The sequence below is a fragment of the Microbacterium sp. NPDC056234 genome, assembly GCF_042267585.1.
Classification (GTDB): Bacteria; Actinomycetota; Actinomycetes; order Actinomycetales; family Microbacteriaceae; genus Microbacterium.
In genome coordinates this window covers 291,382-315,738 of the sequence record NZ_JBHJTE010000003.1, presented here as the reverse complement: position 1 = coordinate 315,738, position 24,357 = coordinate 291,382, and the positions used below count along the sequence as shown (strand labels likewise).

22 protein-coding genes are annotated in these 24,357 nt (G+C 66.4%); 9 read left to right on the top strand and 13 right to left on the bottom strand.

Translation table 11 applies throughout. The features are described from left to right. Window positions 1–6: 6 nt before the first annotated feature. The 12 genes from ACFCYE_RS10920 to ACFCYE_RS10865 all read right to left on the bottom strand — a co-directional run bounded on the left by ACFCYE_RS10920 (window position 7) and on the right by ACFCYE_RS10865 (window position 11,096). Window positions 7–1,494, bottom strand: a complete 1,488-nt coding sequence (locus ACFCYE_RS10920) for an ATP-binding protein (RefSeq protein ID WP_376178644.1) — start codon at window positions 1,492–1,494, stop codon at window positions 7–9. A gap of 39 nt (window positions 1,495–1,533) precedes the next feature. Further along, window positions 1,534–2,988 (bottom strand): SCO6880 family protein, encoded by a 1,455-nt coding sequence (locus ACFCYE_RS10915; protein ID WP_376178642.1) that lies wholly within the window; start codon window positions 2,986–2,988, stop codon window positions 1,534–1,536. Window positions 2,989–2,991: 3 nt separating this feature from the next. Further along, complete coding sequence (locus ACFCYE_RS10910; protein ID WP_376178640.1) at window positions 2,992–4,383, bottom strand: conjugal transfer protein TrbL; 1,392 nt, start codon at window positions 4,381–4,383, stop codon at window positions 2,992–2,994. 12 nt (window positions 4,384–4,395) lie between these two features. Continuing rightward, complete coding sequence (locus ACFCYE_RS10905; protein WP_376178639.1) at window positions 4,396–4,716, bottom strand: DUF6112 family protein; 321 nt, start codon at window positions 4,714–4,716, stop codon at window positions 4,396–4,398. 162 nt (window positions 4,717–4,878) lie between these two features. Next, window positions 4,879–5,154, bottom strand: coding sequence for a DUF6112 family protein (locus ACFCYE_RS10900; RefSeq protein ID WP_376178637.1), 276 nt, complete (start codon window positions 5,152–5,154; stop codon window positions 4,879–4,881). Continuing rightward, window positions 5,151–6,299 (bottom strand): M23 family metallopeptidase, encoded by a 1,149-nt coding sequence (locus ACFCYE_RS10895; protein ID WP_376178636.1) that lies wholly within the window; start codon window positions 6,297–6,299, stop codon window positions 5,151–5,153. Before ACFCYE_RS10895 ends, ACFCYE_RS10900 begins: the two co-directional genes overlap by 4 nt. Further along, complete coding sequence (locus ACFCYE_RS10890; RefSeq protein ID WP_376178634.1) at window positions 6,296–6,943, bottom strand: hypothetical protein; 648 nt, start codon at window positions 6,941–6,943, stop codon at window positions 6,296–6,298. Before ACFCYE_RS10890 ends, ACFCYE_RS10895 begins: the two co-directional genes overlap by 4 nt. Before the next feature lie 33 nt (window positions 6,944–6,976). Further along, a complete protein-coding gene (locus ACFCYE_RS10885) occupies window positions 6,977–8,008 on the bottom strand; it encodes a ParB/RepB/Spo0J family partition protein (protein ID WP_376178632.1) in 1,032 nt (343 codons plus the stop codon). Further along, window positions 8,005–8,823 (bottom strand): hypothetical protein, encoded by an 819-nt coding sequence (locus tag ACFCYE_RS10880; RefSeq protein ID WP_376178631.1) that lies wholly within the window; start codon window positions 8,821–8,823, stop codon window positions 8,005–8,007. Before ACFCYE_RS10880 ends, ACFCYE_RS10885 begins: the two co-directional genes overlap by 4 nt. 58 nt (window positions 8,824–8,881) lie before the next feature. Beyond that, window positions 8,882–9,301, bottom strand: coding sequence for a hypothetical protein (locus ACFCYE_RS10875; protein WP_376178630.1), 420 nt, complete (start codon window positions 9,299–9,301; stop codon window positions 8,882–8,884). Beyond that, window positions 9,298–10,047 (bottom strand): DUF2637 domain-containing protein, encoded by a 750-nt coding sequence (locus ACFCYE_RS10870; protein ID WP_376178628.1) that lies wholly within the window; start codon window positions 10,045–10,047, stop codon window positions 9,298–9,300. The genes ACFCYE_RS10875 and ACFCYE_RS10870 overlap by 4 nt, the downstream gene beginning before the upstream one ends. After that, window positions 10,044–11,096: a serine/arginine repetitive matrix protein 2 gene (locus tag ACFCYE_RS10865; RefSeq protein ID WP_376178627.1), complete on the bottom strand. Its 1,053-nt coding sequence runs from the start codon at window positions 11,094–11,096 to the stop codon at window positions 10,044–10,046. The genes ACFCYE_RS10870 and ACFCYE_RS10865 overlap by 4 nt, the downstream gene beginning before the upstream one ends. 350 nt (window positions 11,097–11,446) lie before the next feature. Between ACFCYE_RS10865 and ACFCYE_RS10860 the strand changes: the two genes are divergently transcribed. The 3 genes from ACFCYE_RS10860 to ACFCYE_RS10850 all read left to right on the top strand — a co-directional run bounded on the left by ACFCYE_RS10860 (window position 11,447) and on the right by ACFCYE_RS10850 (window position 14,706). Next, window positions 11,447–11,704 (top strand): helix-turn-helix domain-containing protein, encoded by a 258-nt coding sequence (locus ACFCYE_RS10860; protein WP_376178626.1) that lies wholly within the window; start codon window positions 11,447–11,449, stop codon window positions 11,702–11,704. 318 nt (window positions 11,705–12,022) lie between these two features. Further along, window positions 12,023–13,606, top strand: a complete 1,584-nt coding sequence (locus ACFCYE_RS10855; protein WP_376178624.1) for a ParB/RepB/Spo0J family partition protein — start codon at window positions 12,023–12,025, stop codon at window positions 13,604–13,606. A gap of 68 nt (window positions 13,607–13,674) precedes the next feature. Next, a complete protein-coding gene (locus tag ACFCYE_RS10850) occupies window positions 13,675–14,706 on the top strand; it encodes a DNA-processing protein DprA (RefSeq protein ID WP_376178622.1) in 1,032 nt (343 codons plus the stop codon). A 1,100-nt stretch (window positions 14,707–15,806) separates the two neighbouring features. Here ACFCYE_RS10850 and ACFCYE_RS10845 read toward each other — a convergent pair. Beyond that, the gene (locus tag ACFCYE_RS10845; RefSeq protein ID WP_376178620.1) at window positions 15,807–16,478 is read right to left on the bottom strand and encodes a hypothetical protein; all 672 of its coding nucleotides are present in this window, start codon (window positions 16,476–16,478) and stop codon (window positions 15,807–15,809) included. 318 nt (window positions 16,479–16,796) lie between these two features. Here ACFCYE_RS10845 and ACFCYE_RS10840 point away from each other — a divergent pair, with 318 nt between their 5' ends. The 6 genes from ACFCYE_RS10840 (at window position 16,797) to ACFCYE_RS10815 (ending at window position 24,351) form a co-directional block, all read left to right on the top strand. Beyond that, complete coding sequence (locus ACFCYE_RS10840) at window positions 16,797–17,714, top strand: carbohydrate ABC transporter permease (RefSeq protein ID WP_376178618.1); 918 nt, start codon at window positions 16,797–16,799, stop codon at window positions 17,712–17,714. Next, window positions 17,714–18,559 (top strand): carbohydrate ABC transporter permease, encoded by an 846-nt coding sequence (locus tag ACFCYE_RS10835; RefSeq protein WP_376178616.1) that lies wholly within the window; start codon window positions 17,714–17,716, stop codon window positions 18,557–18,559. The genes ACFCYE_RS10840 and ACFCYE_RS10835 overlap by 1 nt, the downstream gene beginning before the upstream one ends. 51 nt (window positions 18,560–18,610) lie before the next feature. Next, window positions 18,611–19,846 carry an extracellular solute-binding protein gene (locus ACFCYE_RS10830; RefSeq protein WP_376178614.1) on the top strand — a complete coding sequence of 412 codons (1,236 nt, stop codon included), beginning with the start codon at window positions 18,611–18,613 and terminating at the stop codon, window positions 19,844–19,846. Between the two features lie 66 nt (window positions 19,847–19,912). Beyond that, the gene (locus ACFCYE_RS10825) at window positions 19,913–22,327 is read left to right on the top strand and encodes a glycoside hydrolase N-terminal domain-containing protein (protein ID WP_376178613.1); all 2,415 of its coding nucleotides are present in this window, start codon (window positions 19,913–19,915) and stop codon (window positions 22,325–22,327) included. A gap of 67 nt (window positions 22,328–22,394) precedes the next feature. Continuing rightward, window positions 22,395–23,114 (top strand): FadR/GntR family transcriptional regulator, encoded by a 720-nt coding sequence (locus ACFCYE_RS10820; RefSeq protein WP_376178611.1) that lies wholly within the window; start codon window positions 22,395–22,397, stop codon window positions 23,112–23,114. Window positions 23,115–23,211: 97 nt separating this feature from the next. Further along, complete coding sequence (locus ACFCYE_RS10815; RefSeq protein ID WP_376178610.1) at window positions 23,212–24,351, top strand: mandelate racemase/muconate lactonizing enzyme family protein; 1,140 nt, start codon at window positions 23,212–23,214, stop codon at window positions 24,349–24,351. Window positions 24,352–24,357: the final 6 nt, after the last annotated feature.

Genomic DNA, 24,357 nt, shown 5'->3' with positions numbered 1-24,357 from the left:
CTCCGTTCAGTGCTCCCGGGTGCTGCCGGGGGCGAGAAGGCGCGTGTCTGTCTGGAAGGCCTGGAGTTCATCGGGATGAAGTTGCCCCTGCACGAGGAAGGATCTTTCCTTGATGCGCCAGAGCCCTTGTCCGGTGCCCAGCCCGGGAATGAGCTTGCGTTCGGTCCCGGACAGCCCGAGCATCGCTCCGGTCCCGGTGATCTGGTCGCTCTCCTGCCGATAGATCACGCGGGTCTCCGCGTTGGCGAGCAAGGAAGACGCGAGCGCGCGCATGGCGGAGCCGGAGTCGCCGACTGTGTCCAGGTCGCTGAGCTTGTGGAAGATCAACATGTTCGCAATGCCCAACGCCCTGGCGAGCCGCCAGTGCGCGTCCATGCGGCGCAGCAGGCTTGGGTAGGACATCAGCCGCCACGCCTCGTCATAGATCACCCATCTCTGCCCGCCTGCCGGGTCCAACAGCGCGGATTCCATCCATGCGCTTGCGCAGGTCATCAGCACGGAGATGAGTGCGGAGTTCTCCGTCACCCGGGACAGGTCCAGCGACAGCATCGGCAGAGTCGGGTCGAACTCCACGGTGCTCGGACCGTCGAACACGCCCGCGAGATCACCGTGCACTAGGCGGCGGAGGGCATGCCCAGCAAGACGCCCGTCCTCGGCGAGCCGGGTGTCTGAACTCTGGTCCGGTTCCAGGATGCGGTCGACGACCTGCGGCAGGATCGGCACCGAGGTCGTCGCGACGACCGAGCGCAGGGCGATGTCGATCGCCGTGTGCTCGACCGGTGTGAGGGGCCTGTTTAGCATCGTCTCGGTGAGCGCGCCGATCAGGTCACGCCGCCGAGTGGTGACTTGTGCTCCCCATTCGGCATCGGACAGCGCGGACGGCCGGTAGCCGGCGTCGAGCGGGTTCAGGCGAGCAGCTAAACCATGGCCCAGCATGATGGCCTTCCCGCCAACCAGCTCGGCGACGGCCGAGTGCTCTCCTTTAGTGTCTCCCACGACGTACACCCGCCTGCCGAAGGGGATCGACCGCGTGTAGAGGGACTTCGCGAGCGATGATTTACCGGAGCCGACGATCCCGGCGATGACCATGTTCGGGGCGGAGATGATTCCGCGCGCGTACAGGTCCCAAGGGTCGAAGGTGAACGAACTACCCGAGTAGAGGTCGGTGCCGACGAACACGCCCCGTGGCCCGAGTCCCGCTTCAGAGAGGAAGGGATACGCGCCGCCCAGAGTCGCGGACGTGTCCTGGTGTTGGGGGATCCGCAGCCGTCGCGGCTGCCGCAACGCCGCAGGTCCCGGCTCGCCCGCTCGCGGAAGGTACAGGCGCGCGCGTTCCTCGGCCCGTTGCGCGTCACGGACCCGACGCTGTTCGTCTCGGCGGGCCGTGTCGGCCTGCTCGCGTAGGCGTCGTGCCGCGGCTTCGCGTTCATGTCGGGCGCGGCGGCTTTCGCCGGCCGGAGAGATCAGCGTGGAGGTGTGCAGTCGGTCGCGCATGGAGTCTCCTGACGTTCCCGTGGGTGCGAGTGCGGTCGTTCAGACGTGCCGGGCGAGAGGGAGCGCGGCGACGGCGAAGGCGCTGGCCTGCTGGGCGACGAGCCGGCGGGTCTCCAGGGAGGACTGGATCGCGGCCTGCTCGATCTGCGCAACGGCAGCTTCCAGCTCGTCGGGTGTGCGGGCGCTGACGGAGACGAGACCGGTGTAGCGGAGGATGCCGTGCCCGGCGACGAGGTCGGACTCCTGCTGCAGCACGTCCTGGAGCTCCGCGGAATGCGACGCGTCATCGATCTGCCCCATCCGTGCCCTCTGGGTGGCGTCGGAGAGGTGCTCGACTTTGCGTTTGCGGATGTCGCGTGTGGCGACGTCGGCGCGGATCGGTTCATACAGGATCGTGAACGATCGGCGCACACCGCCGGCGAGTAAGAGTGGAGCGAGGAACCCGGGGTAGGTCTGCGCGCGAGGCCATTCGGACACCCAGAGCACAGCGTGGTGGGCGGAATCGGTGCGCAGGGCATCCCACGTCTCTTCGACGGCGATGGGGCCGGCGGTGGCGAGGTCACGCCCGACGGTGCCGGAGCGCTCCAGCGCGGAGGAGACGGCCGGGTCATACGCGGTGCGGAGCATGATCGCGACCTCCCCGGCGTCGCACCATGCGGACGGGCGCAGGTCTGCCGCGCGCAGGGCTGCCGCGAGGGTCGCCATCTCCTGGCGGAGCACGGCCGCGCTGCCCGTCATGCCGCCGCCGGCGGTGCGGATCGTGCGGGATGCGCGGCGCAGGTCCAGCGACAGGGAGACGGTCGTGACGTGTCGTTCGCCGGAGGGGCCAGCGCGGCTGATCAGGTCCTGGTAGGTGCGGGCGACCCAGGAGCCGTCGTCGTGTCCGTGCTGCTGCCACCATTCCGTCAGTCCGCTGCCGGAGTCCGGGAGGGTCCGCTCGAGAACCTGGAGGCGGCTGACCCGCCCCGAGCGGCAGACGGTCGCGAGCACGCGCCCCCAGCCGGACACGCGCCGTTCCTGTTCGGCGGGGTCGAGGAGGATGAACGCCGGATGCTCGATCCGGCACACCACGGTGAGCGTGGCCTGATGTGGATCGTGGATCATCACCGCGCCTGTTTCCGGGTCGGTGTACTGCCTCAGGCCGGAGGCGTCGCCGGGCAGCGCGAGCGTCCCCGCAGGGCGCGGCCGGCCGATCCGCTTACGGAAGATCGTCTGGCCGGCCAGCTTCCGCCGCCACCAGCCCGCCACCAGCGGCGCCCACTCGATGACGGGGCGGCCGGCGACGCGCAACCAGGTGATGGCGATGCCGCCGGCCCAGAGCGGGGACGTCCACACCAGGGCATCCGCGCCGGCGACGTAGAGAGTGATCACGAACGTGACCACCGCCATGCCCGCCGAGGCTAGCTGCGCACCGGAGAGGGAGAGCAAGATACCGCGGCGGGAGAGCCTGCTGAACTTGACCGGGCGCAGTTCCACCGTGTTCGAGTCGGGCATGGTCTACTCCTTCCGTGCCGGCAGGGTCGAATCGGCCACACCCGCCTGGCCGGCCCCCGATGGTGCAGGTGCACCCGCCGGGGCGGGTGATTCCGAGGCCGCCGCTTGAGACGAGTCCGCGTGCTGATCGGCCTGGGCGCCGACGAATGCGCCCGCCTTCGGCCCGGCCGTCACCACCTCCTTCGCGACCTGCGCGCCGACGATGCCGGCAGCGGCGGGGCCTGCGGCGGCCGCTCCGCCTCCGGTCGCTGCAGCAGCGCTTCCGCCGCCCGCCGCGGCGCCGCTTCCGGCCCCAGCCGTCCCGGCTCCACCACCAGCCGCACCCGCCTCGGCTCCTGCGCTCGCTCCGCCGGACGACTCGCCGACGGTCGGCGACGCCGTGCCGTGTGGGGCATCGCCGGGCGGGGGAGCGCCTTTCCCGCCCTCGTCCAGGACTTTCGGGGTGGAGTCGCCGCTTTTGGGCCAGGACGGAACTGGGAGGGGGCGGTTGGTCGCCTGCTTGGCCTCCTGCTCCACGCTCATCGCCTGGTACATGTCGAAGCCGATGAAGCTGACCAGCTTGTAACACATGTACGGCGCGAATCCCGCGACCAGGAGCAGGACGATGCCGGAGACCGGGTCGGCGATCGCGGCGATGTCGAGGTCGATCGGAGCGGCGAGCTGCGCGGTGGCGACGAGGAAGATCACCACCACGACCAGCTTGGAGATGACCAGGGCGACGACGAACGCGATCCACTTGCTCGCCCACCCCTTCGTGTGCTCCCACACGGTGCCCGAGAGGGCGAGCGGGGCGAGCACGATCGCGGCGAGCAGCAGCGCCTTGCGGATGAGGAGGCTGAACCAGAGGATCGCCGCGGCGGCGATGCCGATGAACCCGAGGAAGATCATCAGGATCGCCGAGACCCCGGGAGCGGTCACGTTCAGCGGCGTCATCCCGATCGAGAGCAGGGCGAGCTTGTCCCCGAGGGTGGCCATCGTGTTCCCGGAGGCGTGGACGATCCCGATGGTCAGCTGGTCGGTGATCTCGAGTAACGTCCCCACGAGTCCGATGACGAGGAAGCTGCCAAGGATCGCCCGGCCCAGTCCGATCAGTCCGTGTTTGAGCGCGCCAGGATCTCGGCGGAGCACCCCGGTGGACAGCTGCAGGAAGAAGAAGATCAGCATCACGAAGATCCCGATGCCGAACAGGATGTTGTAGACACGGACGTACTCGGGCGTGGTGACGTCGACGAGGGTGGTCGAGTCGATCAGCATCCAGACGGTCTCGAACATCCACTGCGCTGTGTTCGCTGCGGCCTGACCCATCCAGTCGAAGGGCAGGGTCAGCGCGGTGGCGAGCGTGTCGGGGAGGGTCTCGCAGACGGTGGAGATGACCGGGATGTCGCAGAGGCTCATGCCGTGCTCCCGCTACACCGTCTGGCCGACGTTCCAGAAGAAGTTGATGAGCGCCACGGCCGCGCCGCACAGGATCGCCGCCCCGCAGGAGACCAGCACGCCGACTTTGCCCCGGCTGGCCAGGTGAGGGTTTGAGGAGTTCGCCCCGAATCCCCACACCACGGCCGCGATGATGAGCGCGAGCACCGAGAGGATGAGGCCGACGGTCATCACGGCGCCGACGATGGTGCGCAGCGCCGGGATGCCCGGCAGGCCCGTGTCGTTCGGCGGGATGTCGACCTCAGCGGGCGCGACGGCGGTTGCGAGGGTGACGGCGAAGTCGATGACGGACAAGGGAAGCCTCCTGAGACGTGTTCTGCATCCGCCGTCGTGCGGACGCAGAACCCAGGCGCCGTGCCCTCGTCACCCGCGGACCGCTGTTCGCTCAGACCGCGCGGCTCGTCCCATCGCCGTCGACCGGACGACCGGCCGATACGGCGCGGAACGCCGCGCGGGTCAGAGGGTTTCGCCGGTGGCGATGAGGAAGTTCGCCCACGCGATCCCTGCCCCGCAGACGGCGGCGGTGAGCGCGGCGACGAGCACCCCGGTCCGCGCGCGGGCAACGCCGTGGTAGCTGCCGGTTGCGGAGGAGATGCCCCAGGCGATCGCGCAGATCACGAGCATGAGCACGGCCAGGACGAGGACGATCGTCATCAGCGCTCCGACGATCTGGCCCAGTTCCGCAGATGAGGCGACAGCGTCGAAGTCCGGGCTCACGCCGCCGCGCTTCATGCCGCGCACCCGAGGTTCTCGATATCGTCCGTACCGATGGGCGCTGCGCCGTGATCGGCCAGCCAAGCGGCCGGGTCGACGGTGTCTTTGCCCCAGCCTCCGGGGCGGACCTCGAGGTGCAGGTGCGGGCCGGTTGATTTCCCGGTCGAGCCGATGTCTCCGATGTGCTGCCCGGCGGTGACACGCTGTCCTTCGCTGACCCGGATGCCGTCGTCGAGCAGGTGTGCGTAGGCGGTCGCGACCCGTGCGCCGTCGATCGTGTGCTCCAGGACTATCAGGTTGCCCCAGCCGCCGACGTACCCGGTGAGGACGACGACGCCGTCCGCGACCGCCAGCGCCGGCGTGCCGGCCCCGGCGGCGAAGTCGAGTCCTCCGTGGAACGCTCGCTCACCGGTGACGGGATCGGTGCGCCACCCGTAGGGCGATGCGAGCGTGTAGCTGCCGTCTGGGACAGGCACGACGATCCGCGTCGTCTCCGGCACTGCGCCGGTGTCTCCCGTGCCGGAGGATTGCGTGAGGGTGCGCAGGATCGCCTCGGCGACCGGCTGATAGTTCTGGTATCTGGTCGGGAATGCGGATACCTCCACGGCCTGGGCCACCTCGCCAGGGTCCATGTTCTGCCAGCCGGGAATGTCGAGCAGCCCGCGGGGGCTCGGGAAGTTCGGCCCGTCCGGTCCGCCGTAGAAGGCACGCGCCTGGTAACTCGCGTCCATCAACTCGGCAACGGTTCCCCACCCGGTGGAGGGGCGCATCTGGAAGAGTCCGAGGCTGTCGTGGTCGGCCCCGGTGCCGTCGTTGGGGAGCGTGAGCGACTCGGGGTGGGCGGCGTTGGCGAGCATTCGCAGTCGGGACTCCGTCAGCGCCGCCATCAGCGCGATCAGCGCGCCGTCGCGGCCGACGCCGTCGGTCTGTCCGGCGGTCGTGATGATCGTCGCGGCGCGGGTGAGCTGGGTGCGGTCGAGAGTGATCTCGTCGCCGTCCTTCGTCGTCGCCGTGAGCGAGTCCGGGATGACGGTCACGGTGAGTGAGCCCGCCACGCAGGAGCTCGCGACGGCGGGGTTCATCATCAGCCCCACGGCGAGCATTGCCGCGGCGGGGGAGGTGAGCAGGGCGAGGACGGCGAGGATCGCCAGGAGCCGCTTCATCGCAGCGGGTTTCCGAGCATCGACAGGCGCAGCAGCGCGCACGATTCTGTCGCCGGCGGGCAGGCGAGGAACATGGTGAACGCGACCGTGGTGGTCTTCGTGCTGTCCTGGCCGTGCCAGCTTCCCTCGCGGACGCGGGTGCCGTCCACGGTGATCGCCATCGTCCCCTCCGCGAGCTCGTTCGCGGGGTCTGCGACGATGTCGTCCCACTCGTCCGGGACGGTGAGCGTGTTGATGTCCAGCCCCTGTCGGGTCTCGTACTCCCGTAACTGCTGCCATTGCTCGTTCGTGGGCAGATACCCCTGCAGGTCGCTGTACAGCCCGTTGGTCTCGTATCCGGACGGGTCGGCGACGGCTAGGAGCTGATCGATGATCTCGTCCCGGCCGGTGCGGCTCATCGTGTCCCAGTCGAACAGCGTTGCCGCAACCGCGCGGGCGAACTCGCGTGCGCTGCCGGTCTCCGGGATCGGGGCCGTCGTGGCGCTCGGCGTCACGGTCGCCGGCGCGGGAGACGCGTTGGCGGTGATGAGTGTGGTCGTGTCTGGCGGGCCGACGACGAGTCCGTAGACGCCGACGCCGACGAGCAGGAGCAGGGCGGTTCCGGCGATGCCGAGAGCGATGAGGACGCGGCGGGAGAGCTTCATGCGTCCCAGGCGCCGCGCGCCCGCCACTCGCGCTCAGGCGCGGTGTGCGGTCGCCGCGGTATGGAAGGCGACGGACTGTGCGATCCAATCGTCGAACTGCTCCCATTGCGGTTCCGTCAGTGCCGACCCGATCTGGCCGGGGTCGTAGTGGATCCACCAGTAGTCGGTCTCGGAGATCGTCATCAGGAACGCCCGGACGCTGTACTGGCGCGGGTTCTCCGGCGCCTCACGGACGGCGGGAGTCTTCGGCTTCGGTCGTGCGGGACGCACGCGGGCGGCGCGGGCCTGCTGCATCGCCTTGCGAGCGGCAATCATCATCTCCTCGCTCGACTCCGCCTCCTCCAGGCGGCGCAGCATCCTCGCGGTGTGCTCTCGCAGCGTGACCGGCAGCTCGTCGTCGGCGAGGACCTCCTCGAGCGCCATCCCCGCCTCGGCGGTCTTCACGCGCGCGAACGGCGCCGCGACGGTGCGGCGGTCGTTCATGACCGCCAGTTGCTGCTGTGCCACGTCGCGAAGCCCGGCGGGAGTGGCCGGGTCGTGGGCGATGCGTTCGACTTCGAGGACGCGTTCCAGGGTGAGGTCCGAGCGCTTCCCGGTGACGGCGAGGGCCGCCTTCTTGCTCGCGTCCCCGACCGGGCTCCCAACCGTTGGGAGCCCGTAGCCCGCCGCCGCCTCGGCGCCAAACTGAGTGGCCTGCATGTTCCGTTCGGCTTCCTCGTGCAGCAGCGCCTTGAGCTCCCGGTAGATGTGCGCGGCCTCGGTTGGGGTGTAGGGCTTGCGGATCGTGTTCTCGTGCTGCTCGGCGAGCATCTGCTGCAGCGGGGTGGACAGGCCCGAGCGCACCCAGACCTTGATCGTCTTCATGCCCAGCCGCCGGTAGGCTTCGACGCGGCGGGCTCCGCAGATGAGCGTGCCGTCCGGGGTGATGGTCACTGGCTGCAGCAGTCCGAGCTCTCGGATCGACGTGCACAGCTCGTCCAGGTCGCCGAGGTCGCGTCGCAGCCTCGCCCCGATCTTGATCGTGTCCAGGGCGCGTTCCAGCTCGACCAGCCCGTCGCCGTTCATGGGGATCCGGGGACGCTGTGGAAGACGGTCACGACGAGGTCGTCGTCTTCGAGGAGCACGGCGATCACCTCGGCGGGGGTGGCGTCGCGTTCTAGTTCGAGCACGATGCGGGCGATCAGGCCGCGCCGCGTCGGTGCTCCCTGACTTCCGCGGGTTCCCACCAGCACGCGCACGAGCTGTCGCCAGGTTGCTGCGGGGATGTCCAACGCTACGGGCATCGTGTAGTCGCGCCGCAGGTATCGGTAGGCGCGGTCAGTGTCCATCGCGACCATCAGCCGGGTCATCACGTACTCGATCGCCGTGGTCGCTGTCTGCTCGTCCCAGCCCAGGCCCGTGAACAGGGCGACGGCGATCCGCTCGACGGTCGCCAGCAGCGGGGATTCCTCGTGCTCGTCGACGGTGTCCGTGGCGACGATGTCGTACAGGTACTCTTCGTGATCGCCCGCGCGGACGGGCCGTTCGAACCCGGTGACGTCCTCCTGCCGTGCCCGGTCCGGGTCGATGAGCAGCCGCTCGGCCTGGTTCTCGGCGATCACCGCCGAGCGCACGGCCGTCGTCACGACGGCCCAGGGTTCATCGGCCTCAAGGATGTAGTCCTTCCGCATCACCAGGAACGCCGCCGTCGCGCCTTCGGCGGGATCCCGCTGCCACTTCCGGCAGAGGCGTTCGTACCGGATCATGGTGTATTCCGCGAGTGCGCGCGCCTCGGGGTCGACGGCCCATGCATCCGGGGTGCCCGCGCGCAGGCGGTGAAGCAGGGCGCGGAGCCCTTCCCCGGTGGCGAACTTGGGTCGCGGTGTGGTGTTGCTGCGCATCTGCATCTCCTCTCTGCGTACAGGCGCCGACCCGCCGTCACCGGCGGGTAGTCCGTCCTCACATCGCCGGTGTCCGCCGGTCCACGCTCTCCCGCGCAGGCGTCGTGCGTCCGAAGGAGTGCCGTGTGGCGAGCTTGCGCGTCTCCTGGCCGAGAGCTTTCGTGCCGCGGTGTGCCTGAGTGCGGAGCATCGTGTGGAAGGCCATGTTCATCTCGACGCTCTTGCACACCGACGCCGTGGCCGCGAGCGTCGCCAGATCCGGGAATCGTTCCCACCGGATCTTCAGCGTCCGCTCTCCGCCCCGATGTTCAGCGCTTTTGGCGGCGGTGCCGTCGTCTTTCATTGAGGGGTCGCCGTGTTGTGCGAGTTCGCGCATCGCCGCCTCCGATCGTTCTCCCGTCGCCGCCGACGACGGGAGAACGTAAGGGCGGCGGAAGGCTGCGCCGCGCGGTGTGAGATGCCGTTCGTTCTCGTTCATTCCTCAGACTCCGTCCTGTTCTCGTTTCCAGTCGTCTCCTCCGAAGCGCCACTCGGTGCCCGAATGAGCCACCGGTCCACGGTCGAGCGGTGTACGCCGAGCTGCTCGGCGATCTCACGTGAGGATCTCCCTTGTCCGTGTTGTACGATCGCCTCCCCGGCCAGCCGTCTCGTGGTCTCGGTGTCGTGCCGTCGGCCGCGCGTCGGCGTCCCTGCCTTTTTGTTCATCGCGCGTCGCGGTTCGACGGTCGTCTTGGGCCGTGAGGGTGTCGGCGCGGGCGCCGTCACGACCGGCACTGCGATCGGTGCGGCTGGCTCGTGGCGGGAGTGTCGCCCGACGACGACGGTTAGGTGCGTGCCTGCCAGGAGCACGAGCGGCGGGACGGCGGCGATCGCCCCGGCCAGTGGGCGCGGCATCGCAGCGGGGGCCTGCATGATGGCGTGCACGATGTTCGCCACCACGGACACCGCGGCCGCCGCCGCGAGCAGACTCCATGGGTAGGCGACCGCGCGCCATCCGGCATCGTCCAGCGCGGCGACCGAGACGGTGCAGACGACGATCACGCCGTCGATGATCAGCGCCCACACCCACGCCTGGTCGGCGGCGATGCCCGCGAGCCGGGCGAGGTCGGTCAGGGCTGTGAAGGAGAGCCAGAACGCCCCGATTCCGATCATCGTCGTCCCGCCCAGCGCGACGGCCGCCGCCCACCATGCCGCAGGCCGACTCCGGGCCGGTGTCGCATTCACAGGCCCACCGCCTCGTCTGGTCCCCTTCGGCCCGCCGAGGCGGTTCGCCCGCTCCGTGCCCGGGCCGGTGGGGGTGTGTAGGCGAGCTTCCCGTCGTCGATGAGCGGTTCGGGCAGATGCTCGAGCAGGGAGAGGACGCTCTTCACGGTCTGGTCTCCGGTCGCGACCATCACCTCGGCCGGCGTGGTGTCGGGGACACTGCTGGCCCATCCGGCGACGTAGGGAATCGAGTAGTCGCCGGTGTCCATGCCGTACATCGCGCACAGCATGGTCGCGAAGGATTCCGCCTTGACCTCCTCGATGCCGTAATGCCCGGGCGTGCCCACTGCCTCCGGATCATGCAGGCGGACATGACCGGTCTCGTGCGCGAGGGTCTTCACGCGGGCGGCGTCGTCCATGTCCGCTCGCACTCGGACCGTGCGGGCGGTGAAGTTTGTGACGCCGTTCGCGCCACCGATCGCGGCGGCATCAGGCGCCTCGGTGAGCGTGTAGCCGGCACTGGCGACCTCAGCGGCGAGCCCGTCCCAGAGGCCCGCCGGGGCGCGCCCCGTGAGCAGGACTGGCCGGGGACGCTGCGGGATTTCTTTGCCGTCGGTTTGCGAGATGTCCCAGACCTTCACGGGTTTCACGTTGACGAGCTCGCGGCACACGACCTCGCCCGTTCGGGGCTTCTCCCAGTAGCCCAGCCGCCGCCAGACTCCGGAGGCCGGGTTGGTCGACGCGAAGCGTGCGAACACGGGCTTGCGGATCACGTACCCCGGCTGGGTCGGCCAGCGCCCGTTCGCCTTCCAGCTCGTGCGGCCGGCTACGAGGGTGGGCATCGGTTCGCGGACGCGGCCCTCCTGGAACGCCTCCTGGTGCTGAACGTAGATCGCGAGGGTGTTCAGGAACGAGTAGCTGCGGAAACGGGCGGCGAACCGCATCGCGTCCAGCCAGTCGTCGCCGGTGACCAACTGCTCCACGCGCTGGCACACGTTCGCCTCGAACTCCTCGAGCTTCTCCTTCCGGGCAGCCTGAACCTCGGCTGCCGTCCACCTCGTTCTCGCCATCTCGCACCCCTCACAGTCAGACCCGGCGTACAGGTCGTGCCTACGAGGTACCGGCATCGCAACTCCCCGCGCGCAGTCGTCCTCCGGTCGTGCGCATGCAGGGGATCACTGGCCTACCCGAATCGAGGAGGTGTTGTCGAGCGGACAACGCGAAAGGGCCCGGTGAGAGGCGTTTTGCGCCCGATGAGAGGCGGTCGCCTATTCGACGTCCGATCCGGAGTCGGCATCGTTGACGCGATGGGAAGACTCGACAGGCTAGGCGGAACCGATCAGGGCCAGCGAGGGCCACTCTACCCTATGACCGGATGTATAGGGTGGGGTTTATCGGGCCTTGTTCACACGATTGATGAGTGCCCTGGGACGAGACTCGTGCGAAGCAGTTCGGCGCCACGCTGCGCCGACTGCGCGAAGAGCGCGGGCTCTCCCAAGAGTCCCTCGCCTTCCGGGCTGGCGTGACGAAAAACCAGCTGCAGCTCATCGAGTATGGCAAGTCCTCCGGGCGCCGCGACGCCGAGGGGCCGTCGAACCCCCAGCTGTCGACCCTGATCGGCTTCGCCGACATCCTCGAGTTGAGCGTCTCAGACTTGCTCGCCGAAGCGGAGCTCTAGCTGCCGGTATCAGTCCGGACGCGACGGTCGACGTGGCCCACGCGGGCAGCCGCGTACATCCGGTCCGTGGCGTGAAGGAGGCAATCCCTGCGGGATTGCCTTTCGGCTGTGAAATTGTACGGGCGCATTCCTCCTCGTCAAGGCACGCGAAAACTCCTCGCCCGCGCTCCGCTTATTTCGGCCGAGAACTTTTCGCTCTGCGGCCTTGACGATTCCTCCTGCCCCCGTGGTTCGGCCAGTGCCGAAAGGCAATCGAGCGAGGGGTGTGGGGGCTTCCCGGCTTCTCCGCTCGGCTCACGAATCAGAGGAGCAGGAATCATGTCGGATACCATCACCCCCCAGCCCGAGGCCAGTGCCGCCGGGGTCAGGTTGCAGTTCGTGGACGCCCGCGAGGTCATGATCGACCAGAACGTGCGCACGAACACGAAGATCACCAAGCCGTTCGTGAACTCGATCAAGCGGCACGGCGTCATCGTCCCCGTCCTCGCCCACCCTGCGGAGGACGGGCGCGTGTACGTCGAGGACGGCCAGCGCCGCATCCTCGCCGCCATCGATGCCGAACGATACGAGGTTCCCGCCTTCGTCATCCCCGAAGGGGACACCGAGACGGCCCGCATCGTCCGCCAGCTCATCGCGAACGAGCACCGCGCCGAACTCGATGAAGTCGAGCGCGTCGCCGCGTGGAAGCAACTCGAACTGGACGGCATGAACGTCGTTGCCATCGCCCGCTCCGTGGGCGAGACCCCCAAGCGGGTCAAAGCAGGCATCGCCGTCGCGGACAACAAGACCGCCGCGAAAGAGGTCGCGAAGTACGAGGTCACCTTCGACCAGGCCCTCGCCATCGCGGAGTTCGAGGACGATCCCAAGGCCGCAGAACGGCTCCGCCAGACCGCGCGGAGCAACCCGGCCCAGTTCGAGCACACCGCCCAGCGGCTCCGCGACCAGCGCACCGACCGGCAGGTGGTCGAGGAACTGATCGCCACTTACACCGAGCGCGGCTACCAGCGCATCGACTGGCCCCGCTACGACGACAAGGACACCCTCCCCTTCTCGGCGCTCACCCATGCGGACGGCACCGACCTGGGCGTGGGGTACGTCGGCGGCAACGGCTACCGGTACGCCGTCCGCGACGCCTGGAATGGCTTCGAGGTCGGCCACTTCGTCACGGAATGGAAGAAGTCGGGACTCAAGAAGCGCAAGGCCAACGGTACGCCCAACCTGCCGTGGACGGACGAGCAGAAGGCTGAGCGCCGTACGCTCATCGCCAACAACAAGGCGTGGGAGTCTGCGGAGAAGGTACGCCGCGAATGGCTGGTCACGTTCCTGTCCCGCAAGCGCGCCCCGAAGGACGCCCTGACGTTCATCGCCGATGCCGTGATCGAGAACCGCGGCTCCCTCAGCGGGGCGCTGTCCGAACGGCACCGCTTCGCGGCCGAACTGCTCGGCCTGTCCAAGCCGGAGTGGGGCGAGCAGAACCCGCTGGCCGCGCACATCGCATCCCACCCCGCCCGCACCGCCACCGTTCTGCTGGCGGTCGCCATCGCCGCGTGCGAGGCCGCGACTAGCAAGCAGACCTGGCGCTACCCGACCGGGGATGCCGTGGCCTACTTCACCGCTCTCCGCGAGTGGGGCTACGCGCTCTCCGACGTGGAGAACATCGTCCTCGGAATCGCCCCGGACGCCGACGAACAGGCCGAGCCGACTCCGCAGGACGACGCTGCCGACGACGCGGAATCTGCCGGGGAAGGCGGCGAGGGCGCGCCCGAACCCGCCGAGCCGGAGGACGCCAACACCGACGCCGAGGATGCGGGCGGCACCGAGGACGAGGACGAGGACGACGCAGAGTCGGGAATCGAGGCCAGCGCGCCCGACGCCGAGGAGTGCGAAGTGACCGTCGCCTGACCGCCTCTCGTGCGGGGTCGGGGTGGGGAACCCGGCCCCGCACCCCTGTGCCGTGAAGGAGCCCTACCGTGAGCATCGACATGTCAGAACCACGAACCGCCCTCATCGCACTCGCGGCCGCGAGCCCTCCCGCCGACCGCATGACCCGACGTCTCGTCGACGAGCACGGCCCGGTCCGCACCCTGCAATTCGCTACCAGCCCGATCCCGCCGCGCGGCATCACCCCGCTCGGTTTCGCCACCTGGCGCAGGATGATCGCGCCCGCGCTAGATGAGACCATTACCGAAGCGATCCTCGCTGACAGCCACCGCCTGGGCCTGACCATCCTCACGCCCGACGACGACCACTGGCCCACCGGGATGCGTGACCTCCGCGACCACGCCCCCCTCCTGCTGTGGGCGAAAGGAGACACCAGCCTCCTGCCCCGGCCCGTAGCATCCCCCGTCACGATCACCGGCGCACGCGCCTCCAGCTCATACGGCGAGCACATGACCACCGAGATCGTGCACGACCTCGGCCGTGACGGCGTGCAGATCGTCTCCGGCGGCGCGTACGGCATCGACCACGCCGCCCACCAAGCCGCCCTCACTACGGGCGGCAAGACCATCGCTGTCATGTCCAGCGGACTGGACCGCCACTACCCAATCGGCAACGCAGACCTCATCGAGCGCGTCGCGGAATCCGGAGTCCTTCTCAGCGAAGCCGCGCCCGGCGTCGCTCCCACGAAGCATCGATTCGAGGAGCGAGGCCGCATCCTCGCTGCCCTTAGTGCGGCCACCGTCGTGGTCGAAGCCGGCGCCCGCAGCGGCACGCGCCTCGTCGCCGAAGAAGCACACGTGATCCGCCGCTCCGTAGGCGCAATCCCCGGCCCCATCACCAGCGCGACGAGCACCGGCTGCCACCTCCTCATCCAGGAAGGAATCGCAACCCTGGTCACAGGAGCCCACGACATCCGACGCCTGATCGATCCGACCACGTTCGACACGTTGACCCCCGAGCGTTCCACAGCAGCCGCCCGCCTCAGCGCCCTTCCCGGCATGGAACGGTTCGGCCTCGCCCCGGGACCGATCCACGACGAGACACCGCCACTACAGCGATAGTCCTCCGCGGGAGTCTGCCGAACCGCGGTCATCCCAGGACGAGCGGCGCACGAAAGCGTCCGGATCACGCCATGCCGCGAATACCTTAGCGACCCTCTCCAGGAGATCGGTATTCGATTCAAGCGGGATCGGCTCACCCGTCTCGCGATGGAGCGCCGTCGCCTGATAGAAGACCGCCGACGAACTGGCGACTGACCACTGCTCAATCCGGCCGATGCGCAGCGAACCGAGCCACACATCCCATCTCGGCACCACATTGCGCTCGCGACGCGACCGCGGCGGCAGCAACTCCAACCTGACCCCCGGCGGCAAAGCCGACGACAGGTCACTCGTAGACATACAGCACCTCGCACCGCGTCGAGCTCACGACCTCCACGTCGAAGACGTACACCCCGTCACCATCGGAGCGAGCAGTGAAACGCCATCCACACCACACACGAGGCGGATGCGTGACCAGGGGCGAGTACACGTCGCCCCGGATACCTAGCCGAGTCGGTCGATCCAGCACTCGCCAACGGCGATCTTCCCATCGAAGCTCGACCGGAACGCCGTTCTCAAGCTCCAGACTCGCCTCTTTGTGTTCGATCCGCCGCAACATAATTCCCTCCTCCATTCGAATCTATATTCGATAGTACGCCGAGGGGATATTGACCGCCACGTCGGCGTGATGTCGCGCAAATGTGGGCTGGTGCTTGGTGGCCGAGGGGGCGCGCTGCAGGGTAGGCCGTCGTGAGCGGGAGCCTGTGCGCCGATGCTCGCTCACGCTGGACAGGAGCCTATGGAGTCGTGCGCGGCGCATTCTCCGGCGCAATGCGCGATGCGCGTCCTGAGAATGCGCAGTTCCTGTCGCGCCGAACGGAGTCACGGCAACGAATACCTACTTGCGGCCGACTCCCGAGCAAGTCCAGCCGTCGACGATCCTGCAGTGCCGCTGGTCATCCAGGCGGCTCCTCCGTCTCTATGTCTCGTCCGCCTGAAGGCTTGCCTGACTGCCTCCGCGAACTCAAGAAGGCAGACTCCACCTCCATGCACGGAACTCGTCTCCACACCTCTTGCAGTTGAGGCGTAAAGGTCCCAACGGACGAACGCGATCGGGCCAGCTACTCGGTGTTCCAAGCGGTCGACATGATCGGCCAGGCTGCGTCTTTTTCGACTCCAACGTCCTGGAGCAGCTCGGTCGCCAGGGTGGCGATGAGTAGACAGACCATGTGGTGGCGGTCGAGATCACCGTGCTGTGATGGCGGCCGAGAGCAGCCGAGACGATCTGCTGGCTCCTCGGGTGCATATGCCACCGCGAGGTGCGCGGTGGCATGCGTGTACTGTGTCTCCTCGCGCCAGGCTGCATACAGGCCGATAGTGATCGGCGCCGCTTTTGCTGCGTCTGCGACCGCCTTGACCTGCTGGCGCAACCCCTTGTCGTCGATCGCCTCCACAAGAATGCGCTCCATCTCGCTCAGGTCTACATCATGGTCGTAGCCCATGTCCTTGAGCGTTTCATAGAACCCTGTGGTCAATCGCTTCTCGTTTGCGATCATCGTGTCCAGCGCCGCGGCGCGCTTCGATCTGTCGACGCTCCGTAACCAGAGCAGGCGGAACGCGATCTCGGTGAAGGCGCGACGGTTGGGGGCTATGGCATGCCGAAGTCCTTCGGCTGTGAGCTTCGCGATCACCCGGGACTGGTCGAATGCTGCCCGCATCCAACCCACGATGAACTGACTTTCGCGAGTGAGCGGAACGTCTGGGAGCTCAAGGTTGAGCATCCGCTCCGCCATCGTGATGATGCGTGTGGCGTGCTCCTGTTCGGGACCGAGACGTGCAGCGCGCCTTGCTGCCTTCGCCCGTCGTGCGCTCGCTGCATCAGGTTACCTACCAGCCTTTACGGTCGGTCGCAGCGCGTTGGGCATGGCGGTTATGCTCCGGCATGAATTCGCGACCGCGCGGGCAGAAGGGTGGTGCACGGACACAGATCGCAGGCGCTGCTACCGCACCCGGAGCGGCGAATGAGCTTGGCATCACTACCGCCAGGACGGCGCCCGCTTGACTTCCCAGTTGTGATATATATTATGAATCTGCACGCAAGGAGGCGAAGATTGAAGACGCAACGACGCGGCATCAGGCCGTGGCGAGAGTACCTGTCCATCGCTCCGTTCTTTGTTCTGTTCGCGGCGTTCTCGGTGATCCCACTGATATACGCCCTGTACCTGAGCACACAGCAGTGGGACGGGCTCGGAGCATCAGAGTTCGTGGGCCTCCTCCAGTGGCAGCGGCTCTTCGAACGAGGCGACTTTTTCTACGCTGCTGGTAATACAGCGCTCATCTTCTTGATGGGTCAAGTCCCCGCTGTTCTTGGCGCTCTCGTGGCGGCGGCGGTGCTCGCCCAGCCCAAGCTTCGCGGTCGAGGTTTCTATCAAGCCGCGTTCTTTCTTCCGCAGGTCACTTCGCTCGTCGTCGTCGCCGTCGTGTTCCAGGCGGTATTCAGCGGCAACTTCGGAATCGTTAACAGCGCACTGAAGAGCATCGGCCTTGAGCCGGTGATGTGGCTGACGGATGAGTGGGGTATCCGAATCGTTATCGCGCTCATGATCATCTGGCGCGGATTCGGCTACTTCCTCGTCATCTTCATGGCGGGTCTCGCTTCGATCGACTCCAGCTTGTACGAGGCGGCGAAGATCGACGGCGCAGGGGCTGTGCGCACATTCTGGTCGATCACGATCCCCATGTTGCGTCCGACGCTCGTTTTCGTCATCCTCACCGGAACTATTTCGGGTCTGCAGATCTTCACCGAGCCACAGGTGCTGTTCAACGGTCAAGGTGGTCCTCACAACGCCGGGATGACGATGATGCTCCTCCAATACCAGTACTTGGGCGGACCTGGGCTGACCGCGGCAACATCGCCGGTCCGAGTGGATCTCGGTTACGGCACCGTAATCGGCTGGGCCGTCTTCATCCTCTTGCTCGCGCTGGCAGCGATCAATTACCGAGTGCTGAGAAGGAACACGGAGGACTGATGAACCGACGACTTCCGGCAAAGGCCGTTCTGCCCCGCGCCGCCACACACCTCACGCTGGTGCTCGGCGTCCTGGTGTTCGCCTTCCCGTTCTACTGGCTCGTGGTCATGGCGACCAGTTCGACATCCGACATCTACACGTCGCCGCCTCGGCTCATACCAGGCGATCAGTTCTTCACGAACTTCCTGCAGGTGATCGAGGGAACGCAGTTCGGCACGGCGTTCATCAACTCGCTCTGGCTCACCGCGCTCACCACGGTTTTGCAACTGTTTCTCGCGGCGCTCGCCGGCTACGTCTTCGCAAAGCGCCAGTTCCCTGGGCGAGACAAGCTGTTCGCGCTGCTGTTGGTGACGCTCGTGCTTCCGACTGGGGTCTCCTTGATCCCGAGCTACCAGATCTACTCCACCCTCGGCTGGCTCAACACGTTCCTGCCACTGATCATCCCCAACGCAGTCACAGCATTCTGCGTGTTCTGGATGCGGCAGGCCGCCATCAATGCAGTACCGGACGAGGTCATCGATGCAGCTGCGCTGGATGGAGCCGGCTTCTTCCGGACCTTCTGGTCAGTTGTCCTGCCCACTCTTCGTCCCTCCCTAGTGGCGCTTGGCATCTTCCAGGCGATGTGGACCTGGAACGACTACCTCTGGCCGCTCCTCGTCCTCGGAACCCCCGAGACCTACACCCTCCCGATCGCCATCCAACAGTTGAAGGGAAACTACGGGCTGCTCGACTACTCGGTCGTCATGGCGGGGACCCTCGTCGCGACCATTCCGCTCATCATCCTCTTCCTCTTCCTCCGCCGCACGATCCTCGCGAACGTCAGCGGTGGCGCCGTGAAGGGCTAGGGGCATCGATCGTCGACACGGTGGTGTGTCGCGAACTGAAAGGAACACAGCATGAACAAGAAGCACTTGAGGCTTGCGGCGACAGTCGCCGCCATCGCGCTCGGCGCGTCCCTCGCTGGGTGTTCGTCCGGAGGGAGCAGTGAAGACTCGATCATCATTTGGTACCGTCCTGGATCTCTGCCCGACGCCTCGGTGGAAGGGGTCAAGGCGCAGTTCCCGGACGCTGACATCACGCTCATTCAGACGCCTGATGTCGATACGAAGCTGCAGGCGGCGCTGCGTTCGAACTCGGGCATCCCAGACATGGCCGTCGCCACTCTGCCGCTATACGCTTCCGTGTTCGACAAGTTCCTCGACGTCAACGAGTACGGCTTCGAGGACGTCGCCGATGAGTACGTCGAGTGGAAGGTCCAGGGGCAGCAGTCCGACGGCCGTCAGGTCGGTATCCCCATCGACATCGGTCCGAACGGGTTCGTCTATCGGGCGGACATTTTCGAGTCCCTCGGGCTGCCCAGCGAGCCGGACGATGTCACGGCGGCGCTCAGCACGTGGGAGGGCTACGAAGAGATCGCCAAAACCGTCCGTGAGGAGCAGGGAGGATACGTCTGCGATGTCGCGACATCCATCTATCTTCATTCGATGCTGAGCGAGGGTTACGCGCTGAGCACTGACGACGTCCAGAACCCGGAGCCCGATCTCGAGAACCCCATCAACCAGGAATCCTTCGAACGTGCCCTGACGATCGGGCAGGAAGATCTGTGCCTCGGCTTCGGTGCCTATACCCAGGAGTGGGCGGCAGCGGTCGCCCAGGATACGCTCGTCGGCTACATCGGGCCGGCCTACGTGAACGCGCAGCTCATCGCGGCGGGCGAGCCAAGTGCGGGCAACTGGCGTGTGGCCCAGGCGCCTGCCGGGTTCTCCTCAAACTTCGGATCCAATCTGTCCGTGTTCAAAGCGACGAAGAACCCCGAGTTGGCGACCGAGATTGCGATCTGGCTGACGAACGCTGAGAACCAGGCAGCCGGCTACGAGACGAACGGGCTGTTCCCTTCTACCATCGCCTCGTACTCGATGTCCGAGCTCACTCAGCCAGAGGACTTCTTCGGCGGCCAGGTCACCGCTGAAATCTTCGGGCAGATCGCGGAGCAGTCGCCGGTCGCACCCCGCAGCCCGTTGTCGGAGACGCAGTCGGCCGTGTTCCAGGAGGCGATCAACGACGCGATCCTGTCCGGCACGGATCCGACCGAAGCCTTCGAGGCCGCCCTCAAGGCTGCTCAGGATCTCTGATGCACGCCGGGCCGGAGTCGTGCGGTGCGGCTCCGGTCCGGACCACCTTCTTGCGAAAGTAGCTTCATGAACGACACGATGGTCGGCATTGACCCCCAACACGCATTTCGGTTCGCCGGGCCCGCTCCCCGATGGATCGACGGACTCCCGCTCGGCAACGGACGCATCGGGATGATGTGTATCGGCGACTCAGCGAGCGACCGATTCATCCTCAACCATGACACTGCGTGGTCGGGTAGTCCGGCGAGCGAATTCGCGCAGGGTCGAGTCTCTCGCGAGCAGGCAGCTGCGGCGATTGCCGATGCGCGGGGCGCCGTCGTCAGTGATCCAGTAGGCGCAGACGACGCTGTTCGCCGACTTCAGGAGCGCTACACCCAGTCCTTCATGCCTTTCGCCACTCTCACTATCGAGACGATTTCCCGCAGTGAATCACATCTGGCTACTCGCACGCTCGATCTTCGTACCGCGGAGCACACGCTCGTCGCGCAGATTGATGGTGGAGAGCTCCGACGTTCCGCGTTCGTCAGCCACCCCGACGAAGTTGCCGTCGTCGAGACCCGAACCAGTAGTCCGCAAAGCTTCCGGATCTCACTTGACTCCCGGATGCGGGTCGACTCGATTGACGTGGATGCGACCGGGATCCGCCTTGCGGTCACGATGCCAGTCGACTCCGTCCCGAAGCACGACCCCATCGATCCGCCGCAGCGTTGGGACGACTCCCCGGAGGCATCCGTAAGGGGAATCGTCGTGCTGGCCATCCGTCACGATGGGGTCGCGAGTGCGGATGCGGACTCATTGCTGGTCGTCGACGCGACCGAGCTCGACGTCATCCTTGGCGAGGGCACAACCTTCACAAGCATGGGATTGGAGCCGGACGCGCCGTTCGCGGAGGTCATCGCGACCACGGTCGCCACCGTCGCCACCGCCAAAGCGAAGGGCGTCGAACGATTGCGGGCGGATCACCGTATCGACCACGCAGGGCTCTACGAGCGCGCCACGATGAGCTTTACCCACGACGCCGAGCTCGCCGTAGGAGATACACAGCGGCGAGTCGAGGCAGCCTTCCGGGAAGGCGAGGGGGACGCGGTTCGTGCGGACCCAGCGCTTGCAGCTCTCCTCTGGCACTATGGCCGCTATCTCCTCATCGCATCTTCGCGACCGGGGACGCTTCCATCGAATCTGCAAGGTCTTTGGAGCGACGAGGCGCAACCGTGGTGGAGCAGCAACTTCACGACCAACATCAATGTCCAGATGAACTATTGGGGAGCCGAGGTCGCTGACCTCCCCGAACTCCATGAACCTCTTTTCGATCTCATCACCGCGCTCTCCATCAATGGAGCGGAAGTTGCGGAACGGCTGTACGGCGCGGGGGGATGGACGGCACATCACAACACAGATCCGTGGGCGTTCGCTTCTCCGGTCGGAATGGGAACGCACAGCCCGAAGTGGGCCTTCTGGCCGATGGCCGGACTGTGGCTCATTCGTCATCTGATGGAGCACGTCAGACACGGGGCTGGCGAGGAGGCTGCGCGGCGAGCCTGGCCACTCGTGCACGGCGCCGTGACGTTTGCGTTGGATTGGTCGGAGGAGATCGAGCCGGGTGAACATGGGACGATGCTGTCGACTTCCCCAGAGGTCAACTATGTCGTCAAGGGTGCTGATGGAGCCGAAGCAGCGGTCGCTCGCTCGGCCACGATGGACCTCGAGCTTCTGCTCGAGTCGCTGACAAGTCTCGTGGAACTCGCCGAGCAAACAGGCAACGAGGATGACCCTCTCGTCATCGAAGCGCTCCGTGTGCTGCCATTGATTCCGAAGCCCGGAGTCAGGGCAGACGGAGCGACCCTTGAGTGGCGCGACGGTATGGCAGAGCCGGATCCGTGGCAGCCGCACGTCTCCCTTCACTACGGCCTTTTCCCTGGCGCGCGGCGTCTGTCGGAGGAGGAGCTGGCCGCTGCCTCGCGATCTCTCGATCTTCGTGGCGGAGATGAATTCGCGGGCTGGCCGCTCGTCTGGCGAATTGCGCTAAGGGCGCGGCTCAAGGAAGCGGAGCGCGTACGTGCGCTTCTCGCGCGGGCCTTCCCCGACCCCGACCGGATGAATGAGCCGCAGGGCTTCTCGACGAGTCCGTTCAGTGCGTATCCCTGGTTCCAGATGGATGCGAGCCTCGGTTTCGTCGGCGCGTTCGCGGAAGCCCTCCTGCAGAGCCACAGCGATCGCATTGAACTGCTGCCGGCGCTTCCGAGCAGCCTCCCGGACGGAGAGGCAATTGGCCTCGTTGTCAGACCAGGGGTCAAGGTCGATCTCACATGGGTCGCGGGACGACTGGAGCGTGCCGTTCTCCAGACGCGGCACACCGATGCACACGACGTCCTCGTCGAGTACGACGCCAAGACGCGCCTTATCACCCTTGAACCCGGCGCCGCCAGTGTGCTCGGCGTCGAAGACTTCCGGTACGACGACGAACGAGGGGACACGCTGTGACAGATGTGCTGCGTGATAACTTGAGGGCCATGCGCGATGTTCTCTCGGAGGCGAGTCAGAGTTGGTGATGGTACGTCAGCCGCGCCGCGTAGCGGGAAAGCTGAGCGAGCCGGTCATTCGGGACATCGCGGACTCCATCGTGACAGGAGAGATCGAGCCGGGACAGGCCCTCCCGCCTGAGAGCGTCATATGCGAGGAATTCGGCGTCAGTAGGACCGTTGTGCGGGAGTCACTTCAGCGCCTCGCTGAGAAGGGGCTGCTGTCAGCTCAGCAAGGTCGCGGCACGATCGTCACCGAACGCTCCCAGTGGAATCTGCTGGATCCTGTTGTGCTCGCTGCGATGGTTGCACACGATGACTCGCTCGGCATCCTCGACGAGGTGGCGCTGATTCGCGCTTCGCTGGAGAGCGAGATGGCTGCCGCGGTGGCAGCTTCTGCATCGACGGTCGTCGTTGAGGAATTGCGAGCGCGACTTGACGCCCAGCACGCTGCGGTCAAGAAGCGACAGAAGTTCCGTGACGCCGACCTCGCCTTTCACCAAGCGATCATCGACGCGTCCGGAAATCGGCTCGGGCGAGCAATCGCCCGGCGGCTTGTCGGGGAAGCGCTTACAAGTGACCGGTTCCACGGCGATGTCGATGACACAGTGGTGGTCGCGACGCTGGATGAGCACGAAGCGATCCTCGAGGCCATCGCTGCTAGAGATCCGGAGCGGGCGCGAGAGCTGATGAAGTCGCACGTCGACATTGCCTGGCAGCGCCGTCGCCGTCCTCGCGCATCAGCCTGAGCATGCAGCTGGCTTGAGCTCATCGATTCGCGACCTTCGCAAGATATAACATGTATTATGAATTTGTGTATCATCCAACGATGACGATCGGAATGCAATGAAGGTCACGGGCTTCACGACTCTGTCGACCGAGCACGATTGGGGTAGGCCGATCGGTGATGCAAACGGCGTCGTCGCAAGCGGGAGAACCCGTGTCCCGATCCTGGTGATCCACACGGACGTCGGCATCGACGGGATCGGGTTGGGGCCGCACGACGAGATCGACCGCGTGTTCCCTGGCGTCGAAGGGCACGACCCGTTCGCTACGAACGCAAACTACGACCGGATGCTTGCCCGCGTATTCAAGGACGGCCATGCTGCTGCATTCGGAACCATCGGCGTCATCGACACTGCGCTCTGGGATATCAAAGCGAAGGCGCTCGATCTGCCGCTTTGGCGATTGCTTGGCGCCGAAGACCGATTCGTACCAGGCTATGCATCAGGTCTCGACATCGGGCTCGACGACGAGAAGCTCATCGCACACTACGAGAAGTTCTCACAGCGCGGGTTTACTGCCGGAAAGCTCAAGGGCGGCCTCAGCGTCACTCGAGATATCGAACGGCTGGTAGCTGTTCGAGATGTTCTTGGCGCGGGCGGCGAGCGAGTTTCGATGATGCTCGACGCGAACGAGATATGGCAGCGAAAGCAGGCGGTCCAGTATGTTCGACGTGTCGAGGCAGCTGTGCCGTTGGCATGGATTGAAGAGCCGGTAAGGCGTTGGGACGCGGACGGACTCGCGACGGTCTCGGGAGCTGTGAATGCTGCGGTCGCCACTGGTGAGAACCTCGTCGGTCTCGAACAGTACACATCGTTGATCCGTGCGAGGGCCGTGGACGTTGTCCAAGCAGGATCCGTCTTCGGCATCACGCACTTTCTCCGCGTCGCCAATCTCGCATATGCGCACGATCTCCCGATCAGCCCGGTCGGCTACTACGCCAACCCTGCCGCGCACGCGGCCGCAGCCATGCCCAATCATCTTGCTTGCGAGGTGCAGGACCTCGGCGTGCCGGCTGGTATTGCCGTCGACCACGTGATCACCGACGGCGGTATCGTGCTCGGAGATGCGCCGGGGCTTGGAATCAGCGTGGATGAATCCTCGCTCGCGCATGGAGCGCCTGAGGGCTCCCCGATGGGTTTCGCGCTGGAGGCCGGCCCGCACATTCGTCCTGCGCGCGCCGGCCTCTACCTCACTCTTTGAGAGCCG

What these genes read in the sequence shown, in the direction of transcription:
- ACFCYE_RS10900 (WP_376178637.1), bottom strand. Translation starts at nt 5,154, where the DNA reads ATGAAGCGCGGCGGCGTGAGCCCGGACTTCGACGCTGTCGCCTCATCT.
- ACFCYE_RS10815 (WP_376178610.1), top strand. Translation starts at nt 23,212, where the DNA reads ATGAAGGTCACGGGCTTCACGACTCTGTCGACCGAGCACGATTGGGGT.
- ACFCYE_RS10830 (WP_376178614.1), top strand. Translation starts at nt 18,611, where the DNA reads ATGAACAAGAAGCACTTGAGGCTTGCGGCGACAGTCGCCGCCATCGCG.
- ACFCYE_RS10915 (WP_376178642.1), bottom strand. Translation starts at nt 2,988, where the DNA reads ATGCCCGACTCGAACACGGTGGAACTGCGCCCGGTCAAGTTCAGCAGG.
- ACFCYE_RS10875 (WP_376178630.1), bottom strand. Translation starts at nt 9,301, where the DNA reads ATGAACGAGAACGAACGGCATCTCACACCGCGCGGCGCAGCCTTCCGC.
- ACFCYE_RS10845 (WP_376178620.1), bottom strand. Translation starts at nt 16,478, where the DNA reads ATGGCGGAGCGGATGCTCAACCTTGAGCTCCCAGACGTTCCGCTCACT.
- ACFCYE_RS10895 (WP_376178636.1), bottom strand. Translation starts at nt 6,299, where the DNA reads ATGAAGCGGCTCCTGGCGATCCTCGCCGTCCTCGCCCTGCTCACCTCC.
- ACFCYE_RS10920 (WP_376178644.1), bottom strand. Translation starts at nt 1,494, where the DNA reads ATGCGCGACCGACTGCACACCTCCACGCTGATCTCTCCGGCCGGCGAA.
- ACFCYE_RS10910 (WP_376178640.1), bottom strand. Translation starts at nt 4,383, where the DNA reads ATGAGCCTCTGCGACATCCCGGTCATCTCCACCGTCTGCGAGACCCTC.
- ACFCYE_RS10890 (WP_376178634.1), bottom strand. Translation starts at nt 6,943, where the DNA reads ATGAAGCTCTCCCGCCGCGTCCTCATCGCTCTCGGCATCGCCGGAACC.
- ACFCYE_RS10880 (WP_376178631.1), bottom strand. Translation starts at nt 8,823, where the DNA reads ATGCGCAGCAACACCACACCGCGACCCAAGTTCGCCACCGGGGAAGGG.
- ACFCYE_RS10865 (WP_376178627.1), bottom strand. Translation starts at nt 11,096, where the DNA reads ATGGCGAGAACGAGGTGGACGGCAGCCGAGGTTCAGGCTGCCCGGAAG.
- ACFCYE_RS10855 (WP_376178624.1), top strand. Translation starts at nt 12,023, where the DNA reads ATGTCGGATACCATCACCCCCCAGCCCGAGGCCAGTGCCGCCGGGGTC.
- ACFCYE_RS10885 (WP_376178632.1), bottom strand. Translation starts at nt 8,008, where the DNA reads ATGAACGGCGACGGGCTGGTCGAGCTGGAACGCGCCCTGGACACGATC.
- ACFCYE_RS10820 (WP_376178611.1), top strand. Translation starts at nt 22,395, where the DNA reads ATGGTACGTCAGCCGCGCCGCGTAGCGGGAAAGCTGAGCGAGCCGGTC.
- ACFCYE_RS10825 (WP_376178613.1), top strand. Translation starts at nt 19,913, where the DNA reads ATGAACGACACGATGGTCGGCATTGACCCCCAACACGCATTTCGGTTC.
- ACFCYE_RS10835 (WP_376178616.1), top strand. Translation starts at nt 17,714, where the DNA reads ATGAACCGACGACTTCCGGCAAAGGCCGTTCTGCCCCGCGCCGCCACA.